Here is a 20,747-nt window from a genome sequence, read left to right on the forward strand (position 1 = left end):
CTTTGTATTTAACCCTGTCTCATGGCATCTTCGTAGGAAGATGAGACCGGGCGGAGCTGAGGCATGCCGATAGAAATCAAAGAAACGTCGTGGCTTGCCGATCTGATTAAGGCATTCAACGAACTGGGCGGTATGGCCAATTACCAAGACGTCTACCCCGTTGCAAAGCGCATTAGGACGTCTCGCGGAGGCAACTGGACGGCCAAGTCGGACGCTACCATCCGGCGAACTGTTGAAGACAATGCAAAAGACTCCGCAAATTTTCGTGGGCGAGAGGTGTTCTACAGTGTTCAGGGTATAGGTAAGGGTACTTGGGGATTGCTACCTGAACATCTTGCTGACGATAGCGCTACAGATGCTGCGTACCCTCTGCAACCAGCCTATATCGCTGGCATCGAAGGTATTGTTCATGAAGCTAAATACTTGCGAAAATCCAGAGACCCAAGGCTTGTTGAGCAAAGAAAGTTGCTAGATGACTTCACCTGTCAAGTGTGTAGCTACCGAAAGCAAGTGGGGCCGGATCAATACATTATTGATGTGCATCATCTCAACCCAATTGGTGACTCGAATGGGATCGTTCTGACTTCCATCAACGATCTTACGTGTCTCTGCCCAAATTGCCATCGCGTTGCGCATTCGAGGCAAGATCGGCCCCTCAGTATGTCGGAACTTCGAACTTTGCTTTGATGAATTCTGAATATTTGCTGTAAGACACAAGATTGGGGTATGCTTGCTATGAGAGGCTTGATTGCAACCTTTTCCCAAAGTTGCTCACGTAAGTCGCCGCAGCTACTAGAGGAAAAACAGGGGTAGGGGGTATACCCCCCTTTGAAGCTTCATGAAAAGTTTAGCGCCCGGCGACTGAGCGTTGCGTCACCCGGGTCTTGCGGGGTGCACTCTAAGCGCCAGCAGGCTCGATATGACATCTGAGGGATAGGACAGGAGTGACTATCTGTCTGGGCACGTGCCGGTTGTCAGGCGGGCTGATAGACCGCAGCTCGTTCCAGCATCTGGCGCACCGAATTCGGGTTGTACGCTTTGCCGCTGGGGGGCGTCAGGCCCAGAATTTCCAATTCTTCTGCGATCTCGCGAAGGCTGCGTCGCTTGCCTGTCTTTGGGGACTTCCTGTACAGGCGCGTGGCTTCCTTGACCGTGGTCTCCGGAACGGGTTTGCGGCCTTCTACCCTGCGCCCTTGGGCAACGCTTTTCCGATCCCGTGCCTTAGCAAGTTTCCTGACCAGCCGGGTTTTTTCCAACTCCGAAAACACCATCGCGATTTGCGACATGGCTTGCCGCATCTCATCTTCGTGGTCGAAAAGTTGTTCACCGTTCGCACAGATCACCATGACCCCGCGCGATTTTAGGAGCATTTCACCCAGCACGCTGGCACGCATGGAGCGGGCGAACCGCGATGGGTCTTCGATAAGGATTATTCGAACCCCATTGCCGTCTATTCTTTCCAGCAAAGCGGCAAAGCCGGGGCGCTCTTCGATCAGGTCTGCCCCGCTCACCGCCGCGTCGTAGAATTCCGCCTCTATCGTGATGCCCGCGCGATCCGCATAGGTTGAAATCGCGTCGCGCTGCCGCTGATCCGAATCCTTGTCCGCACCCACATTTGCTGCGCTAGAGGTGCGAAGGTAGGCAAAAGCTTTACATTTCTTTTTTAACATAACTGAATACTTTCAATAGCTTGTGTAGTTAGTGTGTTATTTTTCTCAAGAAAGATAACAGATTGGAAGCGTTGTTTCGATTAAATAATTGGAAACGAACTATTATTTTTAGAAAGTGACCTTTTTCAAGAGTAAGCGAGGCCGTTTCCGTAGGGTTCCTGATCAAGCGTGGCAGTTTGAAAGAGAAGGGCAGCTAAGTTGGTAACTTGAGTAGTTCTTCAAGACCGTTTCGCATTCGGGAGGCTAAGCTCCATTGCTCGAAAGTCTTGTGTTCGTTTGAGTGAATGCCCGATGGTGCTGAACGACCCCAGTGGACGCTGGTTGCCACACGTTCTTTGTGTTCGTTCGCGCATACCTTTACGGAGACACCTAGGACAAAAACTTTGTCGAGCTAGCACACGATTAACAGGTTTCTGTTAAAATACTGTGTAACATTTTGGAGTTGCAATGAGTGGCTTCGACAGGCGCTGCGAGATGTAAAAAGTGCATAGACGCGGTTCGCCGAAGGTTTTACGAGGGGTTGCGATTGGCACGTGTGTTTTCAACAAAGTGGCAAAGCAACCGGACAACTAAGTTCCGAGAGGGGATCTCTTTATCGGAAAACACTTCTATCTAGTGGTTGGCCTGCGAAACCCTGTAGACTCTTGTCCCCTACAGTCGGTCTGCAGTTCAATATCAGATGAAAAAACCTGCGAAAACAAAGGTTTGAAGTGGGTTCAACGACCTCCTGTAAACCTGTAGACCCTGCGACACCCGCCCATCGGAACAAACGTACTTAAACGGGCTCGAAGGAACGAACATACGGAAACATATGCGGATGATGATGGAGTCTACAGCTCTACAGGTTTTGTTATAAATTCTCTTAAGCATCAATAATATAAAGATAAAAATCCCTGTAGGTCCAGATGTAGACCGGCTGCAGATCACGCTAGTCTACAGTGGGTCTTCTAGAACAATTCATGTCACTCGATAATTGTACAAGATATCGTTACACCGACTTGAAACCTTACCTGCCCATTTGTACTCTGGTGCTAAAGATCGAAGGGCGTTCTGAGCTGAGAAAACAGTGGCCATTACATGTTGAACAGCATCGATCAGTCTTTGTTTTTCATTTTCAAACTTCATAATTTGTTAAACTCTTTTTCCGTAGGCATAGACAGCACCACACGGTGGAGTTTCAAAGCCCCCAAAGCGTTCTAATCTACTATAGGGCTACTAAATGACGTAATTTCTTCGATGCTTAAGTATATGCCGCTACCTCTAATTTCGACTGTTCCCTTGCCTTCAATTAAACAATAGTCAGATACGGAGAACCCGAAGCTGCGAGTTTTACAATTGCTTTCGACAAGTTCCCTTGTCTCACGACCTGTATCCATCGTGACTCCAAAATAGTTTCTTTCGCTATCAATGAAGGTGAATTTGTCGTCCATTCTCTCATATTTAATAGAGCCAGAGAAAGTTACGGGAGCTCTATCCATGGTACTAAGGTATTCTCCGAGAGACAAAGTTTCTGCGTGCATCGGTGTCGTAAATAATAGTGCGAAGAAAAGTAGTATTTTTCGAAACATAGAAGCAGTTCCCTTTTATCTATTAAATTATCTGTTTCGATTGTTCTCTGCCATCGGGAGTGTGCAGGAATGCGAATTCACGTTCTGATTTCAATTATATTAATAGATACTGCCACGTGATCGGAATAGTTCGTGTAGTGCTGCATAGTTCGGTTCTGGTCCCTTCTTGTTAAAATGCAATACAAGAATGTGTGCCTGTTGAACGCCCAGATCATATGATTGTTGGTCCAATTGAGGGTTGGCGGATACAAAGCGCAATCTCTCAACGACATCATGTACCTTTTGATCATACCACTCGTTTACATCAGTGCTCTTTAAATCTGCATCGCCAATAAAATGATAAATGATACTAAGTCTAACGCCTGAACTAAGAATTTCCCGTGCCAGCTTTGAAAGAACTCTAGTTCCGACTTCGTGTCCTAGGTCCACTCCTTCTTCCAGATCGCATGCGGTTGTTAGAAGAACGCTGTATGCGCCAATAAAGTATTCCTCGATTGATATTAGCTCTGCTTCTGTGAGTTCTGTCGGCACGATTCCAAACGCTGCAACAGTATTATGAACTAGCGTAATCGTCGTGTTTACTGCTGCCACTAGTGCTTCTTCATTTATCACAAAGTCACGGTTCGGAGAGTTTCCAAACAATACTTGTCCCTGTTGATTATTACCAAGAGCACTATCTTCGGTAATATCCAGATCACTCTTATTCTTCAGCTTCCATTCTAATGCTTTCTCCTTTTCACCTTCGCTTTCGCGATTGATGTACCAGTTGCGGAACAGCTCGCGAGTAGGATTGAGAACATCTTGATAAGCAACTTTAACTTGATGCATCCCGTCATCAACTCCCATCTGAAAAAACTTGTCATTCTGTAGAACTGCGGCATCCAATCGGGCTAACAATGTTCTAAAGTGAAAGGCCAAACCGACGAGGCTATAAATTGACTCAAAGAAGTCGCTCACTCGAACGCGCGTTGAGAATGCCTTTTTTGCTTTCATCACGCCAACTTCGTAAGCGTGTTGGTTTCTCGGAGACATATTCAGGTGTTCATACTTGTCGAGATTAAGTAGATTTGCACGATGCATAGCACCAACTACAAAGGCATCTAGCAAACCGCGTGCATATGCTTCCAAAGCGACTACCTGAGTTTCGTTTTCAATGGAATTTAGTAATCCAAGTGGCTCACTTTCCATCTCCAAAGTTTTAATTGCTGAGTCCACAGCTTCGCTAATCTGGTAGTCATTCAACAGCCGGCCATAGTGAAGAGATTGATTTGTTTTTCCATAATTTATGACACGTTTTCGACCTGCTGCCTTACCTGCTTTCTCGATTGAATCCATGGATTTAGATAGCTTACTTGTCGCAGCCGAAACCAGAAGCCAAAGGATGAAGGCGACTCCCCCAACAGCTCCGATCAAAACTAGGAAATCCGACATCCGCTATCCTCTTGGCAAGAAAAGATCGTTCCGTTTGTTAGGGTAACATTTCAACAACCTAGGCATTTCATCTTAATTACTCAGATAGCCAGCTTTGACAGCGAGAGCGTATGCACTGGCCGAAAGCAAAGCCAACAATACTGCTTTGGAAATCAGAAGCGACGCCCCCGGGTGAATATATTGTCCCGTCGCTTTAAGCCTTTTGTTGGCATACCAATCTGGGTCAATAAATGCGCGCGCAGTACCCAATACGCTGTTTGTTATGAGCAAAATAAACAACCAGAATGCAATCGCATACCATCCAAGAAAATAAGCAACCACTGCAGGCAGTAGAACTACAAAATCCATATCAGTTCCCCCACTTACCGCATCTGGACCCTATCCTCACAAAATAGGGTTATTGGGCTTGAAGTACATGATATCGATCAAGCCAGATTTTACCTAGAAATTCTTGAGGTGTGATTCATTGAATAGAGGCACCCCCTGTCCCCCCGGGGTGAGGGCTCTAGAGATCAACAACACCTAATCTCTATTCAATCTCCCTGTTTCCCTGCCTAATCCTTCTTCCTATCTATGTCTTATTTAACTATACGCATACGATACACAAAGATGTTAAGGAATTTATGTCTCATTAGACTTGTTATCTTCTTATAAGACAATATTCTTATAATACTTAAGAGTCAAAGGAGACAGTCCAATGAGTATTTATGGATATGCAAGGGTATCGTCGTCGTCACAATCTACTGACATACAAGAGCAACGGTTAAAGGATGCAGGATGCACAGTTGTCAGAAAAGAGAAAGCATCAGGGAAGTCTAGGGATCAACGGAATGAACTGGATACGCTTCTAGAGTTTATTGCATCTGGTGATGTTCTCGTTGTCGTCAAGCTGGACAGACTAGGAAGATCGACTAGGGACGTATTGAACCTTGTGCATGAGCTAGACCAAAAAGGTGCTTCTCTGCGTGTCCTTGAGCCTGAGATCGACACGAGTGGGCCAATGGGAAAGATGATCCTAACCGTACTTGGCATGGTTGCTGAGATGGAGTTAACCTTCATCAAGGAGCGGCAACGAGCAGGAATCGAGAAGGCAAAAGCACTCGGTAAGTTTAAGGGAAGACCTGCAAGTATCGACAAGGAAGCTGTTGCAAAGCTTAAAGCTGAGGGTAAAGGGGCATCTCAGATAGCCAAAGAGTTAGGAATAGGTAGGGCTTCAGTATATCGGCTTCTAGCCTAAGTCAGGGCGCGAATATACGCTCTTTAACTTAGCTAAAGACAATCTAACGATGCTTAGTTAAAATGTTGATTATGTGGATCAAACTAACTTATTCTCTCAATGGAATGCACGCCAGAAGCGAAATTGATCTACCAGCAAACATAGAGATTTCAGCAAAAACAAAAATAGTATTTTGGTACAGGGAGGTAGAGCACAACAATCAGATTGTGCGACAATTCTGTTGTGATGCAATTTTGGAATGTAATTGTGAAGAAAGGCTAATTGATTTCTTTCGTTCACTCAATCAGAACCACATATCACCGGAGAACATTCCGCATATCGTACTTCCACTACGCTCACTGACCAAAACCATCATTGATACAAGCGGAAAAATATCGCCAAACAACTTGGTCCCGTGGAAAGTGCTGCCAAGATTCATACAATCCTTTCTCGATCAAAAACACAAAATTCTTAGTGACCTAATTCGAGAGTGCGTTTCTACATTGCGTTGGGCACAATGTGCTTCTGGTGGGCACCAGCCCTTTGGTAGCATCTCATTTAAATGGTCAGACGATGGTACCGAATGGCACCGACTACCCAGAAACACGCAAGTAAGTGTGATCGAAGCCTCTCCCCTAGACACAGCAGCACCTGCCATAGAGCATTTTACGAATTTAGTTGTTGGGAAGACTGAGGAACCGTTAGCCCATGAACTAATGCGCGAAGCTATCGAGCTTTCTCGGACTACACCACGTAGCTCTTTGTTAATAGCAGTCTCCGCGCTTGAAATTGGTCTAAAGGAATACGTTTCACATCTAATTCCAAACAGCCGTTTGGTAATGGAAAAAATGCAATCGCCGTCCATTCTCAAACTGATCATGGAGGTGATACCTGCCATCCAACACGCAACAAGGAGCCAACTAACTATTGAGTATTTTCCATTGAGCGATGAAAATAAAAAATATCTTCAAAAGTGGATTAGTCAGCGCAACCAGATCGCCCATGGGCCTAAAGACAGCGTTGACAGCGAAAATCTTTTTGAATTCTTAGAATTCTCTCGAGACCTTCTTTACATAATTGATTTCCTAACAGGCCATGATTGGGCATTGAAAAATTTGAAAAGCGGTAAGTTTTAAATTCTGAGGATAATGCACTTCAAAGAACATTAGTTAGAACTTTTCCAAGGGTTCTCTATGTGCCACGCAAAAGGAAAAGCCGCTTAACAGCGGCACTATTCCATTCTCTAATTTGCAATGTTTTTTCTTCGCGGTACCACCTCCGACAAACCATCAGTTTTCGTAGCAATCTTTGCTCCAATCTCTGTGGAATTCTGTTCGTTCCGTATCGATGTGACATTATTAGCAATCGGCGCATCCACCTGCTTTGCCGTTATCAATGGTTCCAACTTCCAAAGGTAGCCATGTTCGCTCCGCTTTTCGGATCGCGCCAGAACAAACTCCTTGCCTTCAATTTCGAACGGGCGATCACGATACTTTGTCAGCCAAATACCGATTGAGGAAGGGGTGTAACTGCACGAAATACCGGTATTATCAAGTTTCACCGGTGCAGGCAGTGAGATGAAGTGTTCGCGGGCGAGCCCTGCAAGGCCCATCTTAGTCAGCTTCGGGTTCTTGTTCGTAAGATCTTTGGACAAGATTTCCTTTGGGACGCCGTTTGCTTCGTTAACCCATTCCGTCAACAATTCGACTACCGGATCATCTTCGCCAGAATAGGCTACAGCGTCGATCAAGTGTCGGTTTGCTTGCCAAGTCGTCCAATTGGGCGCAGCAGATCCAACAATGCCGCCGATAACGTCAACATAAGCTTCGTATCCACCCCATACGATACTAGCTGGCACTTTATTGGGTCCGCCCGTCCAAGACGTGGGCGTTACAGGTTTTGGGCGTCCTTTCTGCACCCAATTGATGGCCAAGACACAAAGTGCCCATAGGATTGGTCCCCGGTTCGCTTTGGTCCAATCCAGAATATTCGACTGACGAAATCCGGTACGGTTATCAGGGCGTGCCATACGTGCATCAAGTCGGCACATTCCTAGCCGGTTAGCCAACTCGCGGCTGAATGTGGCATTATTTGTCGTGATACCGTGGCTATGGGTGACGGGTAGAGCCAACATTTTGGACTTTCCAAGATCGCGTCCGGCAAAGATCGGATCCGTCCACCATTTTGCAAGCAATCCACTGTCTACCGCGCCTGAAACGTTGTCAAGCAACGCAACCGGAGTGCTAGCCTTAAGGTGGGAAACTATCTTTTTTTCCATAGATTGGTCATCTGTCTCCAGCGTCATGGACGCAGGTTCGCCTGCAATTGCAATTTGAATTGCGTTTACGAGCAAAGTCGCGCCTGTTCGGCTTGTTGGTTTGGTAAAAACCATTGGGGGGAGGATGCCCCGGATAACAGGTCGCACAATCTGTTCCATTGCAAAACCAATTGCATTCAGGAGTGAAGGTGGCGGCGGGTTGTTTACATCGCCACCCAGTGCAGCCTTTTCTAGGTCTGCGCGTGTCCAGCAGTCGAAAGGCCAATCTCCTAGCCATTCCCTCACCAGAATCTGTCTGGCTTCCGCAAGATTTTCCGCCGAGACTATTTTGGGTAGTTCAGGGATGGAAACGTCAAGAGGCGGGGCGTAGTACACATGTCCTGCAATGTTGTAACCGGGCGTAGTATTGATACGGTAATCCTCGCCCATGGTCGGGACACGTGTTAGCGAAGCTAAGTAAGGCAAAGGCAAATTGCGGCTGTGGTAAACGTATTTCACTAAGTCCTGCGGTGGGGCACAGCGAAACGTGTTATCACTGTTGACCTGTTTTTTGTAGGCAACATTATCAGACAAGGCACGAAAAAACTGATCCTGTGTGAGAACGTCAATATTTGCAGTTCCGGCCTCAGCAATTTGTACGACCTCAGCAATTTCTTCCCCATGGCGGAAAAGCGTGGCTTTGTCTGGTGTGTGGACTTGACCTAAACGCTTCAACGTATATTCACAGTGCTCATCGAAGCCGGTTTCACTGATATTTATCCCTACTGAGATCGTCAGGCTCTTTACATGCTGACGCTCTGTCCAGAGATGTCTCGCCACCTTCCGAAGGTCACCCGGCAAGCGCTTGCCCAGCTTCCACTTCTTATCAAACTCTCCGATCACAGCAGGATAGTCAGCGGGCGATGCACCTGCCTTTTCCATGCCATAAAACACGGCAATCAAGTCTGCGTTGCTTGGGTGTTGCATCTGCATCAACGCTGCTGGCAACGCGATGCCGTCGGCCTTTCGTGCACTTCGGATCTGTTTCTTTTCGTTTTCGCTCAGCCCTTGCAAAATCCTGCTCGCTTCGCCACTTAGTTTAATCATTCGTAGTTATTCCTATACTTGGCAGGTACACCTTTCCTGTTCGCGCGTACGCGTTAAAAATTGGAAAGAACGGAGACCGCCGGTTTTCAGCCCTTGCTATGAGCTAGATCTTCATTAGCACCGCAAATTAATTTTACCTAGCAATCGGAAAAAACGGGTCAAGGTCAGTATTGCTGACCTAAATTTCTAAAACCGTTTATGATTGATTTAGTCGAATACCTAGCGGGGTGTACTCAAATTAGACGCGTTACTTATCTGCCGTCTATGAGCGCGCGCGTATATATGCTCTCAGCTTTATTGTAATTCTGACTGCCACTCTGCAGTGATCTGGTGCAACATGTGCCACGGTGCCTCGTACTTGCGGAAACCGCGCAAACCGCGTGAAATGGTCTCCCACTCACCAGCCTCTTCTTTGGAACGGTGAAACCCAGCCCCAAACAATACCTGAATTGCCTGCCTACGCCCTTTTAGGAGGGTAGATAAGGAGTCATAAGTTGTTGAAACGAGGTAGTAGCCCCCCTTACCTTCAGAGCGATCTAAAATTTCCATGTGGTTGCGCAGCGCGCGCGTGATATCTTCAATGTAAGTCATCTTCAGTGTCTTCTCTTGCTGGTGTGCGTGTATTGAGGCCACTAAACGGATTGCACATCGCCGTTACGTGGTTTGACTGCGGATGAATCTGGATTGAGTAGGCTCATGCGCCGGAGCATTCGTGAATTATGTGCTGGTAAATTCGTCCGTGAGAGTGGTTGCGACTATTCGTTCGAATACATCTGAAGGTAATGAAGATCTAACCAGCAGTGCCCAGATTTCAGAGCGACGACGAGCCTTTGCCAGCGACATTTCGGTAGTCATTGCCGACCCCGTCTTTCAAGTTCGCCAATAACGCATTCGTCCAGATACGTGTCGAGAGTTCCAGCACGAGCCATAGCAATCCGTTTGGACGGTTGAACCGCTGCAACGGCTTGAGCCCGCAGTTCTGCTTTAAGCGAGGAGTTTGAAAAATCGAGGTTACGACAAGCCAATTCATCTTGCTCTGCCAGCTCCTTCGCAAGCGAGTCCCAGCCTTTTGAGTTGGTCGGAATCTCATCAACTGCAACTTCCTCAAGATGAGCCAGAACTGAAGAATTGAGGATCACTTGACTTAACAGATTTTCAACGATGATGGGTGAAAGACGGTTACCATAGGTACGTGCAAGGGCAATTTCCACTTGGTGGCGGACTATCTTGATCTTGTCTTTCTGCTTTGAGGATAGGCCTGCCTCTAACGAACAAATGCGTGTATTTGTGTGGTTGGTCATTTTTGTTCCATGCGGCCGCTTACGCGGCCTTCAAAAAGGTTTCGGAATTGTTCCGCGCTGGGCGGGTGATTTAGGAGCTTGAGGCGTGAAATGATGTCAGCCAGTGTATAGAGGCGTGTTTGCCCTCCACCAAACCGAACAGAAGGTGCATGCGCGTACGGAAGCGGATAGGGCCGCTCCAAAAAGGTGCGTGTCCTAGTTTCGCCCCACGCCATAACTGTTCGCAGTAAGCGAATAGTGATCATGGTTTGATCCTGAATGTTAAAAAAAATGTCCACGCCCCCGGCGCGTTGCAGCGGCTGCACCGCAGCCCTGATCACACTTAATTTAGTACACTAAATACTAGAAAAAATCAAGTTTGGCTTGTAAAACGGGTCAGGTTAGACGTGAGTTCAAATAGCGTCGCCTCACAACAACAAAGGCCTCAGTGCAATTGGATCGGCTGGTAATCGAAAATTATTTTCGTGGGTCTGCTTTGTTCACCCACTCACACATCAGTGCAAATTCAGGTCCGCTGTTGTAGTGCTTTATAGCGCCACCTTCGGTATGTCCCAGAATAGCTTGCCTCACTTCCAAAGGTGCCCCAACACGTCTGAGTGCATCTTGGAATGACGCGCGGAATGAATAGAGTTTTTTACGCGATTCAAGGATTGGATTTTCCATATGCTCACGGAGAAGCCGAATGAAATTGTGGCGAACGGGTTCAACAGGGTCGGTGTGATTTGTCATCAAACACTCTATGCCACCATTAGCTACAAATGCCGGAAAATCCGCAATTTCGGGGTGGATAGGTAAGTAACGCCAGCTACTCTTCGTCTTTGTGCGTCGAATGTTAATGGCGTCCTCGGTAACGTCTTCACGCTTGAGGCTCATAAGTTCGATTGGGCGGGCCGCTGTAAAAGCCAACGCCCTGACAATCTGTCTTATGGCAAGCCGTCTATCGTCGTCCAAATATGGGAATGGCTTTAGCCAAAACTGATCAACACTATTCAAAATTCGGTCAGCTTCATCTTGAGTGAAGGGCAGAGCCTTCACCTCTTGAATTGGTCTTCTGTCTGGTGGGAATGTTATGTCTCGTACCGGATTTGAAGAGATTAATTCTTCATCGAACGCAAATCTGAACAATGATTTCAATGGTGTGAAGGCAGCTTTGACGGACGATATTGCAAGGTCTTCCGCGAGCAGCTTGGTTCTATATTCCCTGAGCATTGTAGGTGTAACTTGGGATATTGGTATATCCTGCGAGTGTTTAATAAATCGTTTGAACACGCGGTCATATTTTGCCCGTGTCTTGATACGACTGAAGTCTAAAAAACGTTCAAACACATTAGACAACTTGTCAGGAGTAGGCGAGTATCGCGCCACAAGACGTTCAAGCTTCATCTTGAGAATGTCAAACTCTAACCTTTCGTCTTCATCGGTTGGCGCTGAAACGCTGCAGAAGTGCTGTTCGAGATGCTCAGACAATCGGTCCGCAAACTCGTCATCCGATATTGGTGCGACTTCATTAAAGGTGAAGCTGCGGTCCGTACCAACATAGAAATCGCGCCACTTTTCGAAAAACTCTGGGGGGGCTATGCCTGCGTAGCAGGCCGCTGCGTCGTTGTACTCTTCTAGCGTAACTGGTCCTGCATTAGCCTTTCGCTTGGTTCCGGAGCCGATTTCGACGGAGGGTTTCCGCGACTCTTGAAGGTCATCGAGGAAATCGGGTGTTCGTAGCCATGCCGGACCTTCTTCCTCTGCCAGTGCATTCTGAAATGCCATCTCAGCGCGAGCTGCGAAACAGTCTATCTCTCCACTCCTGACGCTCTCTATGAAGTCAGCTAGGGGCTTGGCCTTGGCTTTCTCCTTGGTCTGTACACGAGCTTCTCCGTCGCGCCGGAGTGTCACCAAAAAGGAGGGGTCAGCTTTGGCTTTAGCGATTATCGCGTCGTGTTCTTTCTTGAGTTCTTTGACGCGATCAGTAGCGATCTCAAAGTCTGGTCCAACAGGCAAGTGCCAACGGTCTGCCTTGATTGCGGGTACGAGGTTTTTCGGTACCTTGCGCTGATAGTAGTAACGCCCGCGCTCTTCTAACAGGTACCTGATTTTTTTAGTTTTCATTTCTGTACCTCTCACTAGAAAAGTACAGAAAACGGGATCAAAAGTACAGGAAAAGAACGCTCAAAAGCGCGCACTTGGTGGGAATGTTAATAAAACCAGCATCATGGAGAAGTGGTGGGCGACCCTGGAATCGAACCAGGCGTGCGTCTCCGCGAGGGAGTTACAGTCCCCTGCCACACCTTGCGGCCTGTCGCCCATCCGGCGGGCGTTGACCCGTTCGAATGGGGCGTTGGATACCCTCAGCATACGGACCCGTCAACAGGAAAATCTCTTGCACAGGTCAGATGTGCAGCGCATTGTCCGGCGCGCATAGTATGAGGACATTCGTGTAATGAAAAAACCCAAATGGGTCATCGAAAAAGAACAGGCGCGGCGCGCCTCTTCAGCGCTGACGGTATGGCTGTTTGGCCTCCACGCAGTTCGCGACGCTTTGCTCAATCCCCGTCGCGAAAAATTGCGCTTGATGGTGACAAAAAACGCAAGTGACAAATTGGTGGCCGAGATTGAAACAAGCGGTATCGAACCTGAAATTGTCGATCCTCGAAAGTTTGATGCCCCGCTTGATCCGCAATCTGTGCACCAGGGGGCCGCGCTTGAAGTCAAGCCGCTTAACTGGGGTTCTATAGAAGACTGCTGCATGGCTGCGGACGGTCAGGCACCAAGGGTTGTTTTGCTTGATCGGGTAACTGACCCTCATAATGTCGGGGCAATTCTGCGGTCTGCCGAAGTTTTCGGTGCCCAAGCGGTTATTGCGCCAGCGCGCCACGCCGCACCTGAAACAGGGGCGCTTGCAAAAACAGCGTCTGGCGCACTTGAACGGCAACCCTATTTGCGGGTCCGCAATCTCGCTGATGCAATCGAGACGTTGCAAAAAATGGGATATCTGGTTCTGGGACTTGATGGGGAGGCAGAAAACGAGATTTCGGATGCGGTGGCAGGAAAGCGAAATCGCCCGATCGCTCTCGTCCTTGGTGCAGAGGGCCCGGGGCTGCGCGAGAAAACCAAAGAGACCTGCGATGCTCTCGTGAAAATTGCTTTCCACGGAGGTTTTGGTTCGCTCAACGTTTCGAACGCCGCTGCAGTTGCGCTCTACGCCACATCTCAGTCTTAAGTTTGAGGTGCGTTCGCACCACGTTTTTTCGCTCGTCCTGCGAATGTGTGCGCCACATGCGGAAAACTTGTAGGGCAAGGAAATTTTCTTTCATTATTCCCTAAATATCCCCGCGCGGAGCGCAGGCCCGAGCCTCTTTGAGGCGAGATAAAAGCCGTGGCGCTTTAGCGCCTCCGATCTGGTTGAAACACTTTTCCATGCGAACAGATGAATAGGCTATTCGGACACTGTTTTCACAGTTTTGTTAACGGGGTGTTCAGCTTGTTTTTTTGGTTTATTTTTATGTGGAACACCAACCAAGGAGAAATCTCATGACCAATCGGCGCGCATTTTTAGGATTGCTAGTGGCTTTGCCGGTTGTCGGAACCATTGTGAGACCGGCTCTTGCATCATCTCCAGAGGTTTTTGCAACGGATGGTGTCGCAATAAATGGATATGATCCGGTTGCCTATTTTTCCCAATCTGCTCCGGTTCTTGGCGATGAAACACATGCACTGATCTGGAGAGGCGCGACCTGGTATTTTTCAAGTGCAAACAACATGGTGCGTTTTGAAGCTAACCCCGAATTATTTGCACCGCAGTACGGTGGTTATTGTGCATTTGCAGTTTCAAAGGGTGCAACGGCGTCAACAGTGCCAGAGGCCTGGACGATACACGAAGAAAAGCTATACCTGAACTACAGCCTTCCGGTTCGCGAAATATGGCGCGGGGATATTCCCGGAAATATTGGTAAAGCGGATGCCAATTGGCCCGGGGTGTTGGACACATAGGCAGATTTCCTCCTGCTTGATCACAAGTTTATGACCTCCCCTTCAAAATGTCGGATTAACCCCTATCTGATAAAAGAGACGCAATCTTGGAACCTTGTGTTTCTCTTTACTGTCCCTCGTTCCGTGACTGGCGCCCGGCATTTTGTCCGGGCGCTTTTTTCTTTTGATCAGAGTTGATACAGGGAACTATGACTTACTCTGATACGCATCTAAAACAAATACTTCAGCGGACCCGGATTATCGTCTGTGTTGGCATGTCGCCTAATCCCATTCGTCCGAGCAATTATGTTGGCCGTTACCTGTCGCTTCGGGGGTATCGAGTTATTCCTGTTAACCCGGGCCATGCTGGCAAGCAATTGTTTGGTGAAACGGTGCAGCCGGATCTTGCAAGCATTCCAAAGGACTGTGCTGTCGATATGGTAGATATCTTCCGCCGTTCTGAATCCGTACCAGCGATTGTTGATGAAGCGATCGAGAGCTTGCCAGAGCTAAAGACAGTCTGGATGCAAATTGGTGTGGAACACGCAGCCTCTGCAGCTGTTGCCGAAGCAGCTGGTTTAACGGTGATACAAAACCGATGCCCGAAGATTGAGTATCAACGCCTATTCTCTGAGCTGCGGATGGGGGGCTTCAATACTGGAATCATTTCGTCAAAGCTTTGAAGATAAGACACGAAGGCTAACCAAAAGCTCAAAAGCTTCGCCGCCTTTTTGTCAAAGAAGTTTCGCTTAGTTCGTCATTCGTCATTGAATTTACCTGCGCCCCAAAACAGGGAATTTACAGAAGCTGTCCTGCGACACCGTATATATCTACAGAATACATTCGTGGGTAATCCTCGGCGTTATGCTGCGGAAAGATGCAAAAAACGATGCAGCATATGGGATGCTCGCGGAACGGATTTGGTCTGAGCAGCATGACAGGTCACTGTTGAGATGGTACCACCACTTCAGTTTTTCTATTTTCGGAGGGATGACGTGTCAGACACCTCGCCTTTTTCACTCGCAGGTCAGGATGCTTTGATAACGGGTAGCAGCAGCGGGTTGGGATTCGAAGTTGCCCAATTGTTTGCCCGTTCAGGTGCGCGTGTCTTCATCAATGGGCGCTCTGAAGACCGGGTGAGGGGAGCGGTTGAAAAAATCGCTAGCGCTGGCGGCATCGCCTTTCCGCTGGTCTTTGATGTCTCCGATACGCGACAGATGGCTGACGCGTTTGAACGTCTGAAAAATGTCAGTGGAAAGCTGGACATTCTGGTGAACAACGTTGGGATGCGTGATCGTCGCGCGTTTGCAGAGTTCGATGCAGAGTCAGTTCGTCGTTTGCTCGATGCTGATCTTGTCGCTCCGTTCCTGTTGGCACAAAAGGTGTCTGAATTAATGATTGCACATCAGACGCGCGGCCGGATCGTTAATATATCTTCTATTGCCGGGCTTATCGCCCAGTCAGGCGATGCGGCTTATACAATGGCGAAGTCTGGGTTGAACGGCCTGACACGGGCATTGGCTGCTGAACTTGGTCCGAAAGGTATAAATGTGAACGCAGTTGCGCCGGGGTTTTTCAAAACAGATCCAAACCGAGATGCCGTGGCCGACCCAGAAGTTGCAGCGTGGCTTGCGCGGCGCACATCGGTTGGCCGATGGGGCGAGCCGCACGAGTTGGCGCCAGCGGTATTGTTTTTGGCGTCGCCCGCTGCGTCCTATATCTCGGGCCAGATACTCGCGGTCGATGGCGGTTATCTTGCCCACTACTAAACGAATTTAAGCAACGACCATCTGTGGCCGCCACCAAAACAAGCGGTCGAACTGAGAAATTAAATGTTCCTGCAATTTTATGATACTGAGCAGCTTCATCTGACTGGTCCAATTGATTTGAAAACAATATAGAGTTGTCAGATGGCAGGATCACCCGGACAATGCCGAAACCGTCACCCTTGCCGTAGCGGAGGGCCAGTCATTGGGCCTCTGTCCAGCCACATCAGAAAAGGCCGCTTGACATGAGCCATGTATTCCCGCGCCACAGTAAGCTGAACCCGCCAACCGCTGTAAGTGGGGAAGGGTGCTATTTGATAGATGCCAGCGGAAAACGCTATTTTGACTCTGGCGATGCCGCGGTTTCCTGCCTTGGTCACAGTGATGTTGAAGTAACCAAAGCCATCAAAGCGCAGCTTGATAAGCTCGCATTTGCGCACACCGGGTTTTTTACCTCTGAACCGGCCGAAGAACTTGCCGATCTTTTAGTTGCAAATGCACCGGAGGGAATTGAACGGGTGTATTTCGTGTCGGGGGGGTCAGAAGCTACAGAAGCAGCGATCAAACTTGCCCGCCAATATCACGTTGAGAAGGGTGAACCGCAAAGACGTCACCTGATCGCCCGCAAGCAAAGCTATCATGGCAATACAATCGGCGCGCTGTCAGCAGGCGGAAACGAGTGGCGACGTCAGCAATTCGCACCTTTGCTGATTGAAGTCAGCCACATTTCACCCTGTTACGAATATGTTCTGCGAGGCGAGGCTGAAAGTGCAGAAGCCTACGGTTTGCGTGCTGCGCAGGAGCTGGAAGATGAAATCCTACGCCTTGGCCCGGACACGGTTATGGCATTTATGGCGGAACCCGTAGTTGGTGCAACGTTGGGTGCCGTTCCTGCTGTTGAAGGGTACTTCAAACGCATCCGGGAAATTTGCGATCAATATGGTGTGCTTTTGATCCTTGACGAAGTGATGTGCGGTATGGGGCGGACCGGGTATCTCTTTGCTTGTGAAGCTGACGGAGTTTCGCCAGATATCCTGTGCATCGCAAAAGGGTTGGGGGCCGGATACCAACCGATTGGCGCCATGCTGTGCAGCGGTGAAATTTACGACACGATTGCGAACGGAACCGGTTTTTTCCAACACGGACATACCTATATTGGCCATCCGGTTGCGACGGCGGCAGGATTGGCCGTGGTGCGTGCGCTTCTAGATCGGGGCCTGATGAGCCGCGTGACGACAATGGGCGAAAAGCTACGGTCAGCTTTGGTATCAGCCTTTGGTCAGCACCCGAATATCGGTGACATTCGCGGGCGGGGGTTGTTTATCGGCTTGGAAATCGTCGCGAACCGAGAGACGAAAGCCCCCTTTGATCCGTCGTTGGGGATAGCTGGGAAAATGAAAAAAGCGGCTTTCGCTGAAGGTCTGGTGTGTTACCCGATGTCCGGAACCCGCGACGGCAAAAACGGTGACCACGTTTTGCTGGCACCGCCCTTTATCATGACCGAAGAACAGATTCCCGATATTGTAGAGCCACTTCGCAAGGCGCTTTCAAAGGTTCTGTAAGAGGCGTTCAATACTTTGCCAGTTCTGTGATTTCACGGCGGAACGAAAGGGCATCACCAATGTATTCACCGTCTAACTCGCGTGCGTAACGATGCCCCGCGCAGGTAGACCACGCAATAGGGCCGGAGGCTTCGGCGTCACCAAACAGTTTTACAGATTTTATACCTGCATTGGCCCAGTCTGGCTCCCGCGCTTTCAGATTGTAATAAACTTCGTCGTTCCCAACACGCGAAGCGACCATAACCAAAGCGTCAGCCGCGTATTTACCTGTCATGTCGGTTTAGGCACAATTGCTGACAACGTGGTCAGTGTCAATTTCTGTAACGCCGCGGTTCAGCACGATGTCGACACCCATCCTAGCAAGCCGGGCGTGAATCGAGGCCTGCTCCAGCGTGTTGTTTGTCCAGTCCGAAACGAAAGCGGACGGTGTAATCAGTGTAACCTTGGCACCGTTCTGGGCCAGCAATTCGGCAAGCACACCGCCCATATAGTAGTGATCATCATCATAGATCACGACATTGCCCGAAAGCACGGTGCCATCCATCAGATCATCGGGGGTATAGATCTTCATTTCGGGATTAATCGTCATTCGCACAACGTGCTGGCGTGACACACCATCGCGCCGCCAGGTTGCCCCGGTTGCAAGCGCCACGTTCTCAAATCCGAACTCCATAATGTCGTCGGCGCTGAGGTTGCTATCGAAATAGGTTTCTACATTGGCGCGCTGGCTTAGCTGGTATTCACGGTTATCCTTGACACGGCCCCATGCGGACAAACCGGGCAGTTTGCTTTCACGCGCAACGCGACCGCCAAGTTCTGTTCCGGCCTCAGCAATCGCAACATCATACCCCCGACGGCAGAGCGCCCATGCCGCTTCGAGCCCGGCAGGACCAGAACCGACAACCAGTACATTGCTGCTGTCGCCCTTCTTATTCATGATCTCGGGATGCCAGCCTTTGCGCCATTCCTCCATGAATATAGGGTTTTGAGTGCAACGGCTGATTAACATGGTCATGTCGCCGGTAATGCAGATGTTGCAGCCGATGCATTCACGAATGTAGTCTATCCTGCCTTCTTCTACCTTCTTCGGAAGGAACGGGTCGGCGATGGATGGACGGGCGCAACCGATGAAATCCAGAACGCCGGATTTGATTTGTTTGACTGTGCCACAAAGGCAAAGGCATTCCGACGTATACTTATGCCGCTAATGATGCCGGGGATCATTTCTGGCTTTCTGCTGGCGTTTATCGTGTCACTCGATGATTTTATCATCACGAACTTTGTGAAAGGCGCCGGGGTTGAAACCCTTCCGACCGCGATTTTTGGTTCGGTCAAACAGGGGCTGAACCCAACATCATGGCGATCTCGACCATGTTGCTGTCCATCTCGGTTGTGATGGTCACGATCTCTTACTTCGTTAGCAAATCCGACAATACAAAATAAACCCAACAAATGGAGGACCATACGAAAACTCTGATGAAAACCACCGCGACTGCGATCACGCTCTGCCTTGGCGCGCAGGCTGTCGCGGCCGAAGAGAAACTCGTGATCTATCACTGGTTCGAATACATCCCGCAGGAACTGCTGGATAAGTTTGCAGCCGAAACAGGTATCGAAATCACGATGGATACCTACGACAGTAACGAAGCCATGTTGGCGAGCCTGAAGGCCGGGGCCATAGGAACCTATGATGTGGCAGTACCCGGCGACTCTATGGTGTCAATCATGGCGGGCGAGGGCCTGCTGGACACCATCGCAGAGGGCGAACTGGCCAACAAAGGCAATATCGCACCAGAATGGGCTGACCCGAGTTTTGATCCGGGGCGCATGCATTCCATTCCATATCAGTGGGGGTCGACATCCTTTGCCGTGAATCGCGATGTTTTTCAGGGCGATATCAACACGACAGACATTCTGTTCAGTCCGCCACCAGAGCTTTCCGGGCGCATCAACATGCTAGACAGCCAGGGCGAAGTGATGGCCATGACCTCGCTGCATATGGGGATGGCGCAATGCTCGAATGACCGCGACAAGCTGCGCGCGCTGAACGACATGCTGCAAGAAGCCAAGGGGCACTGGGCATCTTTCGACTCGGATACTGCGAAAGAAGTGCTGGTTTCTGGTGATGCGGCTGTAGGGCAGATTTACGATGGTTTCGGCGCAAAGGCCCGCGAAGAGGGGGCAAACATTGAATATGCCTTCCCAACGCAGGGGTATGTGGTCTGGATGGACAATGTCGTTTTGCTTAAAGACGCGCCCAACCGTGCGAATGCGCTCAAGTTCATGGACTTCCTGCTTGAGCCCGAGAATATCGCAGCGGTATCAAACTATGCGCGTTACGGTTCTGGCGTAAGCAGTGTCTCTGAATATCTTGACCCGGCACTTGCCACCTTGCCAGAGTCAAACCCGCCAGCAGAGGCCGGGGCAGGGGTCTTCATCGAGGTCTGCGATCAGGAAACACAGCCGGTCTACGATCAGATTTGGACAAACCTGTAGAAATAGTTTTCCGAGCTTGTTAAGCAGAACCCGCCAGCCACTATGGTTGGCGGGTTTTCCATTTATTTTCCATTTATATAGGGCAACGGGCAGAGCGAAGGAATCGACCGAAAAGCGTCACGCCACACGCATCAATTGATTCTGGATATATTCGAAACCGAAGTAAAACCGTGCCACCACCGGGCCGTCATTCCGGAATCTGCAGCGGCAGCGTCCGTTGGTTCGGCGGAATATCACCAAAAAATCTAATGAATACGGTTAACGGAAAAAAACTTTCATATTTGAGCAGAAAACCTCTTGCGACTCTTTGCGTGTGGGCCTAAACACCACTTCACCGAGGCGGCGGCGACGTTGTTTTGGTCTGGCGGACTGGCCTTATGGTTAGGAAGTCTGGAAATAAATCAGAGGTT

The 20,747-nt window shown here is 49.2% G+C and carries 19 protein-coding genes, 1 tRNA gene and 1 pseudogene; 10 read left to right on the top strand and 11 right to left on the bottom strand.

The features are described from left to right. The first annotated feature begins 63 nt into the window (after positions 1-63). Positions 64-687: an HNH endonuclease gene (locus tag MWU63_RS18940; protein WP_247079483.1), complete on the top strand. Its 624-nt coding sequence runs from the start codon at positions 64-66 to the stop codon at positions 685-687. A gap of 287 nt (positions 688-974) precedes the next feature. On the opposite strand, the gene MWU63_RS18945 is transcribed toward MWU63_RS18940, so the two are convergent. From MWU63_RS18945 to MWU63_RS18955, 3 genes are all read right to left on the bottom strand, one after another. Beyond that, entirely contained in the window at positions 975-1,670 is a 696-nt protein-coding gene (locus tag MWU63_RS18945; protein WP_247079485.1) for a recombinase family protein, read from the bottom strand. 1,667 nt (positions 1,671-3,337) lie between these two features. Continuing rightward, positions 3,338-4,669: a hypothetical protein gene (locus tag MWU63_RS18950; protein WP_247079487.1), complete on the bottom strand. Its 1,332-nt coding sequence runs from the start codon at positions 4,667-4,669 to the stop codon at positions 3,338-3,340. A 72-nt stretch (positions 4,670-4,741) separates the two neighbouring features. Then, positions 4,742-5,017: a hypothetical protein gene (locus MWU63_RS18955; protein WP_247079489.1), complete on the bottom strand. Its 276-nt coding sequence runs from the start codon at positions 5,015-5,017 to the stop codon at positions 4,742-4,744. Between the two features lie 349 nt (positions 5,018-5,366). On the opposite strand from MWU63_RS18955, the gene MWU63_RS18960 reads away from it, so the two are divergent. Both MWU63_RS18960 and MWU63_RS18965 read left to right on the top strand, forming a co-directional pair. Continuing rightward, entirely contained in the window at positions 5,367-5,906 is a 540-nt protein-coding gene (locus MWU63_RS18960; RefSeq protein ID WP_247079491.1) for a recombinase family protein, read from the top strand. Positions 5,907-5,977: 71 nt separating this feature from the next. Further along, positions 5,978-7,021, top strand: coding sequence for a hypothetical protein (locus MWU63_RS18965; RefSeq protein ID WP_247079493.1), 1,044 nt, complete (start codon positions 5,978-5,980; stop codon positions 7,019-7,021). Positions 7,022-7,128: 107 nt separating this feature from the next. Here MWU63_RS18965 and MWU63_RS18970 read toward each other — a convergent pair whose 3' ends face one another. From MWU63_RS18970 to MWU63_RS18995, 6 genes are all read right to left on the bottom strand, one after another. Further along, entirely contained in the window at positions 7,129-9,249 is a 2,121-nt protein-coding gene (locus MWU63_RS18970) for a hypothetical protein (protein WP_247079495.1), read from the bottom strand. A 294-nt stretch (positions 9,250-9,543) separates the two neighbouring features. Further along, positions 9,544-9,840 (bottom strand): hypothetical protein, encoded by a 297-nt coding sequence (locus MWU63_RS18975; protein WP_247079497.1) that lies wholly within the window; start codon positions 9,838-9,840, stop codon positions 9,544-9,546. Between the two features lie 260 nt (positions 9,841-10,100). Beyond that, a complete protein-coding gene (locus tag MWU63_RS18980; RefSeq protein WP_247079499.1) occupies positions 10,101-10,550 on the bottom strand; it encodes a hypothetical protein in 450 nt (149 codons plus the stop codon). Next, entirely contained in the window at positions 10,547-10,795 is a 249-nt protein-coding gene (locus MWU63_RS18985; protein ID WP_247079501.1) for a hypothetical protein, read from the bottom strand. The genes MWU63_RS18980 and MWU63_RS18985 overlap by 4 nt, the downstream gene beginning before the upstream one ends. 211 nt (positions 10,796-11,006) lie before the next feature. Further along, positions 11,007-12,653 carry a phage integrase SAM-like domain-containing protein gene (locus MWU63_RS18990; RefSeq protein ID WP_247079503.1) on the bottom strand — a complete coding sequence of 549 codons (1,647 nt, stop codon included), beginning with the start codon at positions 12,651-12,653 and terminating at the stop codon, positions 11,007-11,009. Between the two features lie 112 nt (positions 12,654-12,765). Next, positions 12,766-12,849: transfer RNA gene (locus MWU63_RS18995), tRNA-Tyr, on the bottom strand. Positions 12,850-12,984: 135 nt separating this feature from the next. Between MWU63_RS18995 and rlmB the strand changes: the two genes are divergently transcribed. The 5 genes from rlmB (at position 12,985) to MWU63_RS19020 (ending at position 17,841) form a co-directional block, all read left to right on the top strand. Beyond that, on the top strand, positions 12,985-13,764 hold the full coding sequence (gene rlmB / locus MWU63_RS19000) for a 23S rRNA (guanosine(2251)-2'-O)-methyltransferase RlmB (protein ID WP_213891338.1): 780 nt from the start codon (positions 12,985-12,987) through the stop codon (positions 13,762-13,764). A 311-nt stretch (positions 13,765-14,075) separates the two neighbouring features. Beyond that, the gene (locus MWU63_RS19005) at positions 14,076-14,534 is read left to right on the top strand and encodes a YHS domain-containing (seleno)protein (protein ID WP_213891340.1); all 459 of its coding nucleotides are present in this window, start codon (positions 14,076-14,078) and stop codon (positions 14,532-14,534) included. Positions 14,535-14,722: 188 nt separating this feature from the next. Further along, a complete protein-coding gene (locus tag MWU63_RS19010) occupies positions 14,723-15,196 on the top strand; it encodes a CoA-binding protein (RefSeq protein WP_213891342.1) in 474 nt (157 codons plus the stop codon). Between the two features lie 312 nt (positions 15,197-15,508). After that, the gene (locus MWU63_RS19015; RefSeq protein ID WP_247079505.1) at positions 15,509-16,282 is read left to right on the top strand and encodes an SDR family oxidoreductase; all 774 of its coding nucleotides are present in this window, start codon (positions 15,509-15,511) and stop codon (positions 16,280-16,282) included. A gap of 242 nt (positions 16,283-16,524) precedes the next feature. After that, a complete protein-coding gene (locus MWU63_RS19020) occupies positions 16,525-17,841 on the top strand; it encodes an aspartate aminotransferase family protein (protein ID WP_213891346.1) in 1,317 nt (438 codons plus the stop codon). Positions 17,842-17,848: 7 nt separating this feature from the next. On the opposite strand, the gene MWU63_RS19025 is transcribed toward MWU63_RS19020, so the two are convergent. Next, positions 17,849-18,115, bottom strand: coding sequence for a hypothetical protein (locus tag MWU63_RS19025; RefSeq protein ID WP_247079507.1), 267 nt, complete (start codon positions 18,113-18,115; stop codon positions 17,849-17,851). Between the two features lie 6 nt (positions 18,116-18,121). After that, complete coding sequence (locus tag MWU63_RS19030) at positions 18,122-18,850, bottom strand: FAD-dependent oxidoreductase (protein ID WP_247079509.1); 729 nt, start codon at positions 18,848-18,850, stop codon at positions 18,122-18,124. A gap of 141 nt (positions 18,851-18,991) precedes the next feature. Between MWU63_RS19030 and MWU63_RS19035 the strand changes: the two are divergent. Next, positions 18,992-19,284, top strand: a pseudogene (locus MWU63_RS19035) (ABC transporter permease subunit); the annotation flags it as partial. A gap of 33 nt (positions 19,285-19,317) precedes the next feature. Further along, the gene (locus tag MWU63_RS19040; RefSeq protein ID WP_213891347.1) at positions 19,318-20,337 is read left to right on the top strand and encodes an extracellular solute-binding protein; all 1,020 of its coding nucleotides are present in this window, start codon (positions 19,318-19,320) and stop codon (positions 20,335-20,337) included. Positions 20,338-20,747: the final 410 nt, after the last annotated feature.

Origin of the sequence: Pseudohalocynthiibacter sp. F2068, assembly GCF_023015645.1 — a bacterium.
Taxonomy (GTDB): Bacteria; Pseudomonadota; Alphaproteobacteria; order Rhodobacterales; family Rhodobacteraceae; genus Pseudohalocynthiibacter; species Pseudohalocynthiibacter aestuariivivens.

Coding starts and splice junctions, on each gene's coding strand:
- MWU63_RS18985 (WP_247079501.1), bottom strand. CDS start 10,795: ATGATCACTATTCGCTTACTGCGAACAGTTATGGCGTGGGGCGAAACT.
- MWU63_RS18940 (WP_247079483.1), top strand. CDS start 64: ATGCCGATAGAAATCAAAGAAACGTCGTGGCTTGCCGATCTGATTAAG.
- MWU63_RS18980 (WP_247079499.1), bottom strand. CDS start 10,550: ATGACCAACCACACAAATACACGCATTTGTTCGTTAGAGGCAGGCCTA.
- MWU63_RS18950 (WP_247079487.1), bottom strand. CDS start 4,669: ATGTCGGATTTCCTAGTTTTGATCGGAGCTGTTGGGGGAGTCGCCTTC.
- MWU63_RS18975 (WP_247079497.1), bottom strand. CDS start 9,840: ATGACTTACATTGAAGATATCACGCGCGCGCTGCGCAACCACATGGAA.
- MWU63_RS18955 (WP_247079489.1), bottom strand. CDS start 5,017: ATGGATTTTGTAGTTCTACTGCCTGCAGTGGTTGCTTATTTTCTTGGA.
- MWU63_RS19025 (WP_247079507.1), bottom strand. CDS start 18,115: ATGACAGGTAAATACGCGGCTGACGCTTTGGTTATGGTCGCTTCGCGT.
- MWU63_RS19005 (WP_213891340.1), top strand. CDS start 14,076: ATGACCAATCGGCGCGCATTTTTAGGATTGCTAGTGGCTTTGCCGGTT.
- MWU63_RS18990 (WP_247079503.1), bottom strand. CDS start 12,653: ATGAAAACTAAAAAAATCAGGTACCTGTTAGAAGAGCGCGGGCGTTAC.
- MWU63_RS18960 (WP_247079491.1), top strand. CDS start 5,367: ATGAGTATTTATGGATATGCAAGGGTATCGTCGTCGTCACAATCTACT.
- rlmB (WP_213891338.1), top strand. CDS start 12,985: ATGAAAAAACCCAAATGGGTCATCGAAAAAGAACAGGCGCGGCGCGCC.
- MWU63_RS19010 (WP_213891342.1), top strand. CDS start 14,723: ATGACTTACTCTGATACGCATCTAAAACAAATACTTCAGCGGACCCGG.
- MWU63_RS18970 (WP_247079495.1), bottom strand. CDS start 9,249: ATGATTAAACTAAGTGGCGAAGCGAGCAGGATTTTGCAAGGGCTGAGC.
- MWU63_RS19040 (WP_213891347.1), top strand. CDS start 19,318: ATGAAAACCACCGCGACTGCGATCACGCTCTGCCTTGGCGCGCAGGCT.
- MWU63_RS19020 (WP_213891346.1), top strand. CDS start 16,525: ATGAGCCATGTATTCCCGCGCCACAGTAAGCTGAACCCGCCAACCGCT.
- MWU63_RS18945 (WP_247079485.1), bottom strand. CDS start 1,670: ATGTTAAAAAAGAAATGTAAAGCTTTTGCCTACCTTCGCACCTCTAGC.
- MWU63_RS18965 (WP_247079493.1), top strand. CDS start 5,978: ATGTGGATCAAACTAACTTATTCTCTCAATGGAATGCACGCCAGAAGC.
- MWU63_RS19030 (WP_247079509.1), bottom strand. CDS start 18,850: ATGTTAATCAGCCGTTGCACTCAAAACCCTATATTCATGGAGGAATGG.